The 13270-nt window shown below is 45.5% G+C and carries 11 protein-coding genes and 3 tRNA genes; 6 read left to right on the forward strand and 8 right to left on the reverse strand.

All coding sequences use genetic code 11. The features are described 5' to 3' along the window. The first annotated feature begins 38 nt into the window (after positions 1-38). From FKN16_RS14850 to FKN16_RS14860, 3 genes are all read left to right on the forward strand, one after another. A tRNA-Tyr gene (locus FKN16_RS14850) sits at positions 39-123 on the forward strand. An 84-nt stretch (positions 124-207) separates the two neighbouring features. Beyond that, a tRNA-Tyr gene (locus FKN16_RS14855) sits at positions 208-292 on the forward strand. Between the two features lie 84 nt (positions 293-376). Beyond that, positions 377-461 (forward strand) — tRNA-Tyr (locus FKN16_RS14860). A gap of 426 nt (positions 462-887) precedes the next feature. On the opposite strand, the gene FKN16_RS14865 is transcribed toward FKN16_RS14860, so the two are convergent. Next, positions 888-1760, reverse strand: coding sequence for a Tim44 domain-containing protein (locus tag FKN16_RS14865; protein WP_170903021.1), 873 nt, complete (start codon positions 1758-1760; stop codon positions 888-890). 378 nt (positions 1761-2138) lie between these two features. Here FKN16_RS14865 and FKN16_RS14870 point away from each other — a divergent pair, with 378 nt between their 5' ends. The 3 genes from FKN16_RS14870 to FKN16_RS14880 all read left to right on the forward strand — a co-directional run bounded on the left by FKN16_RS14870 (position 2139) and on the right by FKN16_RS14880 (position 5669). Then, positions 2139-2729: a TetR-like C-terminal domain-containing protein gene (locus FKN16_RS14870; RefSeq protein ID WP_006743255.1), complete on the forward strand. Its 591-nt coding sequence runs from the start codon at positions 2139-2141 to the stop codon at positions 2727-2729. A 13-nt stretch (positions 2730-2742) separates the two neighbouring features. Continuing rightward, positions 2743-4617 carry an MFS transporter gene (locus tag FKN16_RS14875; protein WP_170903022.1) on the forward strand — a complete coding sequence of 625 codons (1875 nt, stop codon included), beginning with the start codon at positions 2743-2745 and terminating at the stop codon, positions 4615-4617. Positions 4618-4733: 116 nt separating this feature from the next. Then, complete coding sequence (locus FKN16_RS14880) at positions 4734-5669, forward strand: putative sulfate exporter family transporter (RefSeq protein ID WP_170903023.1); 936 nt, start codon at positions 4734-4736, stop codon at positions 5667-5669. On the opposite strand, the gene FKN16_RS14885 is transcribed toward FKN16_RS14880, so the two are convergent. The 7 genes from FKN16_RS14885 to FKN16_RS14915 form a co-directional block, all read right to left on the reverse strand. After that, entirely contained in the window at positions 5659-5847 is a 189-nt protein-coding gene (locus FKN16_RS14885; RefSeq protein WP_005390556.1) for a hypothetical protein, read from the reverse strand. The genes FKN16_RS14880 and FKN16_RS14885 overlap by 11 nt on opposite strands. A 100-nt stretch (positions 5848-5947) precedes the next feature. Further along, positions 5948-7375: an o-succinylbenzoate--CoA ligase gene (gene menE / locus FKN16_RS14890; protein ID WP_170903024.1), complete on the reverse strand. Its 1428-nt coding sequence runs from the start codon at positions 7373-7375 to the stop codon at positions 5948-5950. Then, positions 7360-8349, reverse strand: a complete 990-nt coding sequence (gene menC / locus FKN16_RS14895) for an o-succinylbenzoate synthase (protein ID WP_046874206.1) — start codon at positions 8347-8349, stop codon at positions 7360-7362. The genes menE and menC overlap by 16 nt, the downstream gene beginning before the upstream one ends. A 126-nt stretch (positions 8350-8475) precedes the next feature. After that, a complete protein-coding gene (menB, locus tag FKN16_RS14900) occupies positions 8476-9342 on the reverse strand; it encodes a 1,4-dihydroxy-2-naphthoyl-CoA synthase (protein WP_005390550.1) in 867 nt (288 codons plus the stop codon). Next, a complete protein-coding gene (gene menH / locus FKN16_RS14905) occupies positions 9335-10162 on the reverse strand; it encodes a 2-succinyl-6-hydroxy-2,4-cyclohexadiene-1-carboxylate synthase (RefSeq protein ID WP_170903025.1) in 828 nt (275 codons plus the stop codon). Before menH ends, menB begins: the two co-directional genes overlap by 8 nt. Beyond that, positions 10149-11867 carry a 2-succinyl-5-enolpyruvyl-6-hydroxy-3-cyclohexene-1-carboxylic-acid synthase gene (gene menD, locus FKN16_RS14910; protein ID WP_170903026.1) on the reverse strand — a complete coding sequence of 573 codons (1719 nt, stop codon included), beginning with the start codon at positions 11865-11867 and terminating at the stop codon, positions 10149-10151. The genes menH and menD overlap by 14 nt, the downstream gene beginning before the upstream one ends. Then, positions 11864-13171, reverse strand: coding sequence for an isochorismate synthase (locus FKN16_RS14915; RefSeq protein WP_170903027.1), 1308 nt, complete (start codon positions 13169-13171; stop codon positions 11864-11866). The genes menD and FKN16_RS14915 overlap by 4 nt, the downstream gene beginning before the upstream one ends. Positions 13172-13270 lie beyond the last annotated feature (99 nt).

The raw sequence follows: 13270 nt of genomic DNA on the forward strand, positions 1-13270 counted from the left end.
CTAGGTTGGGAAACTATCTTTTAAGTATAAAACACCCTGGAGGGGTTCCCGAGTGGCCAAAGGGAGCAGACTGTAAATCTGCCGGCACTGCCTTCGATGGTTCGAATCCGTCCCCCTCCACCATATTCTTTCTTGTGTTTTTCCTTTGAACATAAGAACAACTTGGAAGCTAGGTTGGGAAACTAATTTTTAAGTATAAAACACCCTGGAGGGGTTCCCGAGTGGCCAAAGGGAGCAGACTGTAAATCTGCCGGCACTGCCTTCGATGGTTCGAATCCGTCCCCCTCCACCATATTCTTTCTTGTGTTTTTCCTTTAAACATAAGAACAACTTGGAAGCTAGGTTGGGAAACTATCTTTTAAGTATAAAACACCCTGGAGGGGTTCCCGAGTGGCCAAAGGGAGCAGACTGTAAATCTGCCGGCACTGCCTTCGATGGTTCGAATCCGTCCCCCTCCACCATATTGAAAAAGCCAGCTCATTGAGCTGGCTTTTTTCGTTTCGGATTCTTGATAAAGTAACAAGACCTTCCTTATTTAACCCAACTTCTTCGCGGTTCTCCCTCTGTTGGATCCTACTTTAACAACTGGGCCAAAACGAATCTCCTATGGCCAAAGTTCGGATCTGGTCGTTGTAATACAAACAATGTACTAGCACTTTGTCCTTGTTTTATCGCAATGACCATAATGTGAATGCGAAAAACATTCAGTAAAGCACTTGAGGAGTAGCTAACAAAAAAGATATTCGGCAGAGTTAAGCGCGAGCTATGATGAAGGCTCCACCTGGCAGGTTTTATAAAAATATCTTTCGTAGATACAAACGACAGATACAAAAAATCCCGCAGGGGGCGCGGGATTTTTATTAGTGACTAAATTGGTTTAAAGGTGACTAGCCTTGAATACCAACAATTAACCATGGTGCATTAGGCACAGTCAAGTCACGCTCTAGGTGCCAGATATCTTCGATTTCTTCTTCAACACCTTCTACTGTGTCACGGTAACGACCGCTAAACTGCAGGCTAAGCTGTGCTTTATTTGCATCGTAATCGGCACGGACGATCTCTGCATCAACGTACATTACATCAGTATGCTGCTCACCGTCGAGCTTCGCGCGCTCTGCTTTCAGATCTTCAAACAAGCTTGGAGAAACATATTCTTCAATGGTTTCCAGTTGATTGTGATTCCACGCACCTTGCAGGATTCGGTAGTGTTCACGAGAGCCGTTAATAAACGCTGCTTGGTCAAAGCCCGGTGGGTAGTTATGTGGTACGTCCGTTTGAGCGCCGAAACCACCAAAGCCACCATTATTTGTGTTTGGCTGTTGCTCAAAGTTTTGCATGTTTGGTTGCTCAAACTTAGATGCGTTACCACCAAATGCAGGTTGCTGACGATGCTGGTTCATACTGCCCTGCTTCGCACCTAGCATACCGCGCATTAATTTAAAGATGACAAAGGCAATCAAACCAATAATTAGGATATCCATAAATTGGATACCTTCAAAAGCACCGCCAAAGAATGCAGCCAGTAGACCACCAGCAAGAAGTCCGCCTAGCAGACCACCCATTAAGCCTTTTTTACTTGAAGACTTCGCCGTCTGTTCTTTGCCGACCGTATTGGTGTTTTGTTGCTGTTGTTTTGGTGCTGGCGCTGTTTTGTAGCTCTTACCGAAAGACTTACTGCCACCAAACTTCTTCGCTTCCGCGATAGGCGTTACAGCAACGGTAAACATCAACAGAGCAACAATAGAAAATAAACGTTTCATCGTTATCCTTAAAGTTAGCTATCTAAGATTGTGCTCTATCAAACGAAACAACGATTGTTTCAAACAGTAGCACGCCAAAGATGATTGTTACGTCATCATACTCTGTATGCCTGTTGATGAAAACAGCTTACAGAAGCTGACATGTATCAGAATATTGCCAAAGATACAGACTGCTCTCGGTTAACTTCGAGATACTTGGTTCGTTTGGAAATGCTTGGAATGAACTCACTGCTACTTAGGGATGTTTTACTTGAATTAGAATCAGTGACACAGCTCAGAATCCTGCACCTTGACGTCACTTGAGTATATTGCCTTGTTGACGGTTAATAGGTAGCTGACTATCATATTGAACGATGTTCAATAAAGCAGTTTGAGAGTATGGCGCGCAGAAACGATCACACCAGAGAAGAGTTAGTGAATTTGACGTTAACAACAGTCAAAAACTTTTTAGATGAGAATTCTTACCACGAACTCAGTCTTCGTAAAATCGCTAACATGATTGGTTACGTGCCAAGCACATTAGTCAACATTTTTGGCAACTATAACCTGTTACTTTTACACGTAGTCGCGCAAACTTTAGACGAACTCTCCCAAGAAGCACTGAAGGCGACCAATAGCAGTAAAGACGCTCATCAAGCTCTATTTGAACTGGCTTATTGCTACCACGATTTCGCTCAAAAGCACCCTTACCGTTGGCAGTTAGTCTTCGAGCACAACATGAATGGTGCAGAGCTTCCAGAATGGCATGCCAAACGTATCGACGGGATGACAGGAATGCTGGAGTCACTATTGGCTCAAATCGCACCACATCGTACCGAGTCCGAAGTGATTCAAGCAAGTCGGGTGCTTTGGTCTGGCGTACACGGTATTACTTTACTCAGTGTTGATGATAAATTTTTCTCTAGTGAACCAATTGATGGTAAAGAATTAATCAGTAACCTGCTTTCTAACTACCTCACAAACTGGTAACAAAGGATTATCCATGTCGTCCGACAGACAGCCGTCCTTACTTACGCAAAGAAAGTTCCTACCCTATTTCATTACTCAGTTTTTTGGCGCTTTCAACGACAATATTTTTAAAAACGTTTTGCTGCTGTTTGTCGCCTTCGCGGGATCCAGCGCACTACCTATTTCGAGCAACTTGTTCATCAATTTAGCGGCTGGCTTGTTCATTCTACCGTTCTTTCTATTCTCCGCTTCAGCTGGCGTATTAGCCGATAAATATGAAAAATCATGGTTTATTCGCAAGGTAAAGCTGTTTGAAATCGCCATCATGCTTTTGGGTGCCATTGGTTTTATAACCGAAAGTTATGGTGTGCTTTTGCTGCTACTGTTCTTAATGGGCACACAGTCAGCATTCTTTGGACCGGTTAAATATGCCCTTTTGCCCCAAAAATTAAACGCGAAAGAGTTAGTGCCAGGCAACGCCCTTGTTGAAGCTGGTACCTTTATCGCCATCCTTATTGGTACCCTAGGTGCTGGAATTATCGCCTCAGCAGACAACGCAAAATACCTTGCCGCATTTTGTGTCGTACTCTTTGCATTGTTGGGATATTTGTCGAGCCGATCAATACCCTTTGCAGCCGCCAGCGCACCTAATCTTTCTTTTCGTTGGCAACCGTACAAACAAACTAAACACACGCTATCCATCGCAAAATCAGATCGTGTTGTATTTCAATGTATTATGGCGATAAGCTGGTTCTGGTTTTTAGGCGCCGCCTATCTAACCCAGTTCCCGAATTTCACCAAGATTTACTTAAATGGCACCGAGAGTGCGGTGTCTTTCTTGCTTGCTCTGTTTTCCATTGGTATCGCGCTAGGGTCGCTACTTTGCAATTGGATCTCGAATCATCGTATCGAAGTCGGTATTGTGCCTATTGGCGCACTTGGCATTACGGTATTTGGGTACTTGATGGCAACCTCCATTCCAAGTGACCTACCTATCTTCCATAACTTTGTAGACTTCTTTAGATATGAGCCTTTTTGGCCATTATTTTTCTACCTATTGATGATTGGTGCTTCGGGTGGGTTATTTATCGTGCCGCTTTACGCATTAATGCAACATAGAGCAAAGGAAACCGAACGTGCACAAGTCATCGCAGGGCTCAACATCTTTAACTCTCTGTTTATGGTCGGCAGCGCTGTCTTAGGTATTGTGTGCCTAAGTGTAATCAAGATGACAATTCCTCAGTTGTTTGCATTGTTAGCCATTTTGAATTTCTTGGTCGCCGCTTACATTTTTTTGCAAATACCGATATTCGTTGTCCGTTTTGTGGTTTGGATGCTAACTCATACTATTTATCGAGTGAAACATAAAAACCTACATAACTTGCCAGAACAAGGCGGTGCGTTGATCGTATGTAATCACGTGAGCTATATGGACGCCTTGCTACTTAGCGCAGTATGCCCAAGGTTGATTCGTTTTGTGATGGAGGAAGATTACGCCAACCTACCGCCACTAAGACGCTTTTTACGCAGAACTGGGGTAATTCCGATTTCAGCGAGTAACAGAAACTCCATCAGGCGTGCATTTAATGATGTAGAAACCGCATTAAGCGAAGGACATATCGTCTGTATTTTCCCAGAAGGGAAATTAACCTCAGACGGTGAAATGAATGAATTCATGCGTGGCATTGATATTATTCTGCGTCGCAGCCCAGTACCTGTCATACCCGTGGCACTCAAAGGCTTATGGGGAAGCTATTTCAGCCGCGCGAAAGACCGCGCATGTTGTGGCTTACCGACTCGATTTTGGTCAAAGCTAGAAATTGAAGCCGGACAGCCGGTTCCACCAAATGAAGCAACGGCAAAAACGATGTTCGATAGAGTGCATCAACTTAGAGGCGACTGGCGATAAAAATACATTTGAACACATGTTTAGAATAACTGAACATGTGTTCAAATCATTAAGACAAACTGACCACACTCAGTGCGATATACTCGCGCTTTCATTCACAACAGCGAATAAAAACCTTGAATAGAAACTACCTCTTGTTTGGATTGGCGTTACTCGTTTGCTTAACCCCTTTTGTCTCCTCTCCTATTGCCCTAGTTATTGGTTTTCTACTCGCAAGTTTTGGTTTTGTGCCTTCAGAACTGCCCATTGCTTCTTTTACTAAAAAGCTGCTGTCCTACTCGATTATTGGTTTAGGCTTTGGCATCAACTTTGAGCAAGCACTCTCTGTCACGTCGGATGGTATCGGTCTGATTATCGCCACGATTGCGGGCACACTGATCATAGGCACTATCATTGCCAGAATAATTAAGTTGGAGCGAGTAACCGCATACTTAATCTCGTCAGGTACAGCAATTTGTGGTGGTAGTGCAATTGCCGCTGTAGCACCAGCGATTAAAGCAAAAGACGAACAGATTGGATTAGCACTGGCAACGGTATTTGTCCTAAACTCCATCGCACTATTCGTGTTTCCTGTGGTTGGGCATGCTTTAGGGCTAGATCAACACACATTTGGTACATGGGCCGCGATTGCTATTCATGACACGTCTTCTGTTGTTGGGGCTGCCTCAGCCTACGGTGAAGAAGCGCTAACTACAGCAACAACGTTAAAACTCGCACGAGCTTTGTGGATCATCCCTGTCGCACTGATCAGTGCCGTGATCTTTTCGAGAGACCAGAAAGAGAATGGAACGAAAAAGTTAGTTATTCCTTATTTCATTTTTTGGTACTGCGCAGCCATCGCGTTTAGCGACTTCTTCCCTCAATTTGAAATGGTCTATCACGGTATTTTCGTTGGAGCGAAACAAGCTTTGGTGGTGTGCCTGTTCCTGATTGGTTGCAGCATTTCAATTTCGAAGCTGAGGTCTGCTGGAGCTAAGCCACTGTTATTTGGTATAACTCTGTGGGTGTTAATTTCAACCACTTCTCTAAGTTGGTTATTGTTTAGATATTAGTGGTCTTCTCATCGTGTTGAGATGACGACGGCTCAAGTTTGCTGTTTTTGTATGTAACAACCAATGCGATAGCGATCAAAAAGGCCGTCAGCTCTGCAAGAGAGCGGGCGAGCCCTTCACTGCTTATTGCAATACCAATTTGTAGTGCTACCGCCGCAATTAATACTAGCTTTACCATCCTGAACCTTATGCCTTTTCTCTCTTCGAAGAAGCATAATTATGATTCAGGGTTATAAGGATACGAAATTCCCTTTCTGACTAATACATAGCAAAATTGACTAATGCTGAATTGATGGCAATAGCCACTCCTTCACTGCCTTCCGAGAAACTTTGATCCCACTTTCTAGTAGCACTTGTGGCATTAGATGGTATCCCACTGGCCATTTAAACTTCTCTAATCTGGGTTGCAAATGCAGGTCATATTCCGCTTTGCTGCGCAAATCATTGGTCTGAATCACAGCAACAGGGCGATGACCAAATTCCGCATCTTCGACTGGAACCACTATGCTCTGCACCACGCCATCAATTTGGTTCAATGCTGCCTCAATCTCTTCACAATGAATGTTCTCACCACCAGAGATAAATTGATTGTCGGCACGGCCGATGATCTTTAACTCGTCACCTTGCCACTCACCAAGATCCTTGCTGTCAAACCAGCCTTTCTCATCCAGAAACGGAGTAACATGACCTTGATGAAAATACCCTGCCGCTAATGTTTTACCACCGACAAAAATGCGTTGGTCAACCAACTTTATCTTACGGTGATTCAATACGTGTCCAGCATTACTGGTACTGTCAATTCTCTTTGCGGTAACGGTAGAGGCTGCTTCCGTCATCCCATAACCTAACCACGCCTCAATCCGTCGTCCTGTTGCTCGCAACGCCAACTCGTGAGCAACGTGGCTGCCGCCCAATAGCACATGCGTCAATGACAAGTGAACATCATCATCCAATAGCCGTTTGAGCTGCGTGGCAACCAAAGAGGCGTGTGACACGCCCTGAATATCTTCGACAAGTTTTCCTGTACCGATTTTCAATGTCGCTCCGACATATAGCCAACGATATACAATCGCCAATCCAGAGACGTGATAAAGCGGAAGCGACAATAGCCAAGAATCTTGCTGAGTGAAAATGAACTCTTGCAACAAGCCTTCTGCTGAAGCAAGGTGTTGTCGATGTGTATGAACCACAGCTTTAGGCTCCCCTGTCGAGCCAGAGGTAAATACCACTGAAGCGAGCCTGTCATGGTGATAGGCATCTTCAATCACCGCATCACGCTCTTGTTGTGAAACTAAGGGCGGTGAAAGCAATGTTGCCTTGAGTTTTTGTATATCATGTTCAGAAAAGGTCGAAGCGCACTCCTGAGCAAACCAGATAAACCGAGTTTGTTCAGGTTTATAAAGGGTCGCAAGTTTACTCTGTAGCGTATCGAGTGGTTGTACCATGGTCAGCGCGGCAAGTGCGCCTAACTGCTTGGAAGCAAGATAAAACAGCAGAGTTTCGACTTGGTTTTTACCTACCAAAGTCAGCACATCTCCCCGCGTTACGCCCAAGTCATTCAAATAGTGAGCGTATTGGTCAATACGTACTGAGAGTTGTTGCCAGTTTAATGTTTCTGTTGGTGTCTTGAGTGCAATAGAAAAAGGGCTCGTTTGAGCCCAATATTTCCACGGTGCCTTCGCAACATTGTCTATGCAGAATGCCACACAATCTCCTGATCTTTCAGAGGAAGAACGGGAAGTTCACACTTAGGCCAGCCTTGCTCTAACTGAGCTTTGAATAGGCCAATCGTATCCAAACCTGGAACTTCATCAGGCAGCTGCCATTGGGCAAAGCGCGCTAATTGCGTTAAACCGAGACTGGATTCAATGCTCGAGCTAATAACCGCTTTCATCCCCAGTGACTTCGCCTTCTCTATCAGTGTAATACAAAAATCCACCGAACCAATGAGTGTGGGTTTGATGATGATCGTTTTCACACCAGTTAGATCTTCAAGACGGAAATCCTCTCGACGAACCGCATCTTGCAACGTTTCATCCCAAGCAATCGCAATACCAGTATTGATAGCAAAAGAGAGACTATCGCCAGGAGAGCGGCACGGCTCTTCCAAAAAGGTAATGCGCTGACGCAGAGACGGAGTAATGTATTTAGCAAACTGTTGCGCTTTTTCTGGTGTCCAAGCGCGGTTTGCATCAAGTCGAAGCGTTAATTGAGGGATAGATTCAAGGAAAAGGTTCACAAGCATGCCATCGCGAATTGGCTCATAAAGCCCGACTTTTACTTTCGCGACTTTCTCGCCTTCCATTTCGTTCAGCTTTGGAATGAGCTCGTCTGGGTCACCAGTACACAGCGGCGCTGTTTGATACTTACCTTGTTGGGGTAAGCCACCAGCTAACTCTAACTGTGCCATCGATAAACCAAACGCGACCGATGGATACATGTTGGCGTAATCCACATCCAATCCTGCGACCCAACGCTCCGCTTGTTCCTGTAGCTGAATACCAGCATCTTCGGTGCTCTCTAAACTAAAACCAGGAAGAGGAGCGACTTCTCCAAGCCCTATTTGGTCACCTTCAGAAAGCACAACAACATAACCAACACGTTCAGTTAGCTTATTGTCTCGCAGGATGACACCACTATCCATGGGCAAGATATAACGATAAATTTTCGCTTCACGCATAATTCGAGTCCTATGTAATGCCGTATATTTGAGCGTTCTGGCAAGCAATCCCACCAGCCTCCCAGAGGGCGAGGCGCTCAGGAAAAATGGAACAGAGGAGCTGAAACACTCCTCTTTTTATACGGGTTATGGGTTACGAGGGAATTTGTCGAAGTCTGGGCGACGTTTCTCGTTGAATGCGTTACGACCTTCTTGTCCTTCATCGGTCATGTAGAACATCATCGTTGCGTTACCCGCAAGCTCTTGAAGACCTGCTTGACCATCACAGTCCGCATTCAATGCAGCTTTCAGACAGCGTAGCGCCATTGGACTATGCTGAAGAACTTCACGACACCAACGAACGGTTTCTTTCTCTAGCTCTTCTAGCGGCACAACCGTGTTGACCAAGCCCATGTCTAACGCTTCTTGCGCGTTATAGAAACGGCATAGGAACCAGATTTCGCGAGCTTTCTTTTGACCGACGATACGAGCCATGTAAGACGCGCCCCAACCACCATCAAATGAACCCACTTTAGGGCCCGTTTGACCAAACTGCGCGTTGTCTGCTGCAATTGTTAGATCACACATCATGTGCAGTACATGACCACCGCCAACAGCCCAGCCGGCAACTGATGCGATCACAGGTTTTGGACAAGTTCGAATATCGCGTTGGAAGTCCAATACGTTTAGGTGGTGTGTACCTTGCTCATCTTTATAGCCGCCGTAGTCGCCACGGATCTTCTGGTCGCCGCCAGAACAGAATGCGTCTTCACCTAGACCTGTCAGAATGATCACGCCAACACCAGAATCGTAACGCGCATCTGCTAACGCATCAATCATCTCTTTTACTGTTTGAGGGCGGAATGCATTACGCACTTGTGGGCGTGCAATGGTAATTTTCGCGATACCATCTTCAGATTTATGGTAGTGAATATCCTCGTATTTCTCGCTGCAATCTTTCCATTGAACCGGAGCGTAAAGTTCTTCTTCAGAAATGCCTACTGTTTTAGCCATGGTGATTCCCATTGTTCTCGTTACTCTCACCAAAGTGAGATTGAATTATTTGCTTAATATGCATCGCAAATTGTTGGGGCTGCTCTTGATGAACGTTATGTCCTGCGCCTTCAACTTGTCGATACGCCAACCCGCTACGTTGTGCCAGTTGGCTAAATTTTTGGTCTTTCGCGCCACACAAGTAATACATCGATATATTCTGCTTTTTCAGTGTGGGCAACAAATACGCCTGCTTGGCTAACGATGTTGCCATCAGCATGCTCGCGACCGCCGAGCCAAGATTATCACTTCGCTTCACAATTAATGTTTGTCTTTGCTCATGGTTTAGTGAAGAAAACACCGCTTGCTGATACCAATCGTTCAAAACACGTTCAAGTGGTTCTGTTTTGAAACGCTTTGCCCAGCGAGCATCATTCTCCAATCTCACCTGTTTCTCTGACTCAGTTTGAAGCCCGAAGTTTCCCCCTTCAACAATTGCGCCCACAATATTGAGATCTGAGAAGCATTGATTGGCAATACCATGCATCGCAATACGGCCGCCCATCGAGTAACCAATCAAAATAAGTGGTTGTTGCGGAGGGAATAATAAAGATAGTGTGGAATTAAGAAGTTTGCAGCAATCATCGAGATCGTTGCACTTTGTAAACTGGCTACGACCATGACCAGGAAGGTCTATAACAATTCGTTCAAACCGAGTCAGCTCATCCAAACAAGCTTGCCAATCAGCACCACTTCCTAAAAAGCCATGCAAAAACACCAGAGTGGGAAGATCACCACTTTGGTGTTTTTCAGTTGAAGAGAGACGCTCAGAGTGAAGCATGCAGGCTCTTATTAAATGCCTTTATCAACTCTGCGGCTTGACTTGGTGGGGTTTGAACTTCCACCAGCAGTGTGCCTTGGCCGCTCGACAGGTGCTCGGCAACCATTGCTTGATACATTTCTAACGTAGTTGGCTTCTCATACTTTAAACCAAACTGTTTGGCTGCATGTTCAAACTGATAACCGTGGGGCATTTGATAGTACGCAGTGCGATGCTCCTGAGGCACCGGTAACATATCGAAAATTGCGCCACCATCATTGTTTGTGACCACAAGTACCGTCGGCAATTTATTGTGAGAAAACAGCGCTAGTGAATTGAGATCATACAGTGCTGATGTGTCACCAATATACATCAGTAACAGATTACCTCTTGCTCGCTGCACACCTGATGCGGTAGCAAACAAACCGTCAATTCCTGACGCGCCTCGGTTAGTGAACACTTCTACATCATCAAGTTTGCCGTACATATCGACAAGTCGAACAAACAAACTGTTACCCAAAAAGACATCAGCGTTTTTAGTGCGCTCGTTGATGTCTGCTGCCAACGCAATTTCGTCAATGGCAGACGCTGAATCAGATAGGAAAGCTTCTTCGATACGTTGATGAACTCGCTTAACTCCATTCGCTAACCTATCAGCCCACCCAGCAAATATTGGCTTCTCAAAGCTAATGCGAGAAACCCAAGTTTGAGGAAGCTCAACCCAGTGCATTTGCGCCAGATGATTTTGGTTATTACGGTCCATACGCGGCGAGATATACCAGTATTGAACGTCTTTACTTTGTTGATTTTGCGAAACTTGTTTATCAATCCACTGGTTCAAACGTTTGGAGATGATTCGGCTACCAAATTGGATAATAAGTTCACAAGATTCAAGCTCGTTTGCGAGCTCGGGAAGTTGAAGCCATACATCGTAATGCGCCCAATCCGAACTGAGACCACTTTGCGGGTCTGCAAGTACCGGCCATCCCATCTTTTGTGCAAATGCCTGCGCCGACTTCGCTTGTTCAAGCGGTAAGCTGCCAATCACAACCAAGCCTTTTTTATCCGCACAAGACGGGATTTGCGCCTGTGACAAGTGGCTAAAACGCTGAGTATAAGTACCACTTCCTTTTCGCCATCCGGCTACCGAGTCTAAGTAGGTTTGATAATCCGCTTTTGCGCCGTTGGAATACAAAGGCTCTGGAAATGCACAGTTAATATGAACAGCACTGCCTTGCAGCTGCTGAGTAAACATCACTTCGTCAACAGAGGTCAGCAACCAATTAAGCGATGTTGTTAAAGTTGGGCTTGGTAAATTCAAGCTGGCCGAGACATGATGTGAAAAAATACCCAACTGGTTAATCGCTTGGTTTGCGCCACAGCCAACGAGCTCCATCGGACGATCCGCAGTGAGCAGCACCAGCTTTTCACCAGTAAGCCTAGCCTCCGCAACGGCTGGTAATAAGTTCGCCACTGCCGTACCAGAGGTAACGATGATTGCCACTGGCTCTTGAGTAGCTTTCGCTAAGCCAAGAGCCATAAAGCCGAGACCACGCTCATCAAAGTGAGTATGAATAGAAAAATTGGACTGTTCTGCCGCCTCTAAAGTTAAAGGAGTAGAACGAGAGCCAGGAGCGATACAAACATGCTTAACGCCAAATCGCTGAAGCTCAATCAATATGGTTTCTGACCAAATTCGATTGAGCACCGCTTGGTCATGATTCATGATGCGACTCCCAACGGGGGGTGATCAGAAATCAGCGTAAGTAACGTCGACATTTTCTTATCAAGTTCCGCCCACTCATGCTCTGCTACAGAGCCTGGCACAATACCTGCGCCCGCAAACAGTTGTACTTGGTCACCGAGAACAAGCGCGCTTCTGATCGCGACACAAAACTCTGCTCGTTCATGGCTTATGTAACCCATTGACCCCGCGTACCAGCCGCGCGCAAAGGGCTCATTATCAAGAATAAACTGCATGGATTCTTGTCGAGGTAAGCCAGCAACCGCCGCCGTCGGCTGAAGCGCCGATAACAACTGAACACCGTTTATTCCCGTCTTTAGGCTCGCGTGAATATTTCGCTTGAGGTGTTGCACTTTTCGTAGCCTAACCAAACTTGCCTCGGCCTCCACTTCAACCGCTTCGGAATGCGGTGATAGGCGATCAATAATGTCATCAACCACATATTGGTTTTCATTGAGGTTCTTTTCATCTTGGGATAACCAATTCGCCAACTCCATATCGTGAGTGGCATTGTCCCCTCGACCAATCGTGCCTGCTAACGCTTCGGTATAAAGTTCGTGCCCTACGCGAGAATACAAACGTTCTGGCGTAGAGCCCATAAAGCTGTGTTTGCTGTCTAAGCTCAGCATGAAATGGAAACTATGATGGTTATTTAAGTAACTCGCTTTCAGCAATTGTGCAGCACTTAATGTGTTATCAAGCTGCACGGTAGAGCGACGCGCCAATACCACTTTCTTAAAATCATCATTCTTTATACCAGTCAGAACTTTATGAACTAACTCATTCCATTGAGGCTGACTTGGCGTATGAACAATAGAGCGGATGTGAGAAGAAATCGGAGCTAAGGTCGCGACCTCACAAACCAGTTTATGCAGTCCTGCTAGGGTTCGCGCTTTGTCTTCTGAAATATTAACTGCGAGAGACCATTGTTGATCAAAACGAATTAACTCGATTTGAGGCAAAAAGAAGAAAGAAGGCATACAGCGACGATTCTTCTCATGCTGGCCGTCAAAAGAGCGTCCGCCCCAGACTCGTTGCCCTTCACCTAGAATGGTATAAGCAGGGCCTGGCTCAACAAAAGCGTGTAATTGCCCTAGTGCAACGACCTCTTCACGAGTATCGCGGGACTGCCAGTAGAATTTAGGGAAAAGTGGTTGTGCATCAAGCCAATCAATAAATGAGAAATTAGGTTTCTCGCTCAGGGGCTCGACCAGACGTGTTTGATTGCCTTCCGCTTGCTGAACTCGCTCGATAATTCTCTTTACGGCTTGATGGAACTGTGACAAATCAACCTCGTAGTATGTGAGGATAAATGGTAACTGACGGCTACTCTAAGTTTAGACCCAAAGCAAATCAAGGTCGTATGCGATCTTTTGCAAAATCCT

This window comes from Vibrio sp. 11-4(1) (genome assembly GCF_013048625.1).
Classification (GTDB): domain Bacteria; phylum Pseudomonadota; class Gammaproteobacteria; order Enterobacterales; family Vibrionaceae; genus Vibrio; species Vibrio diabolicus.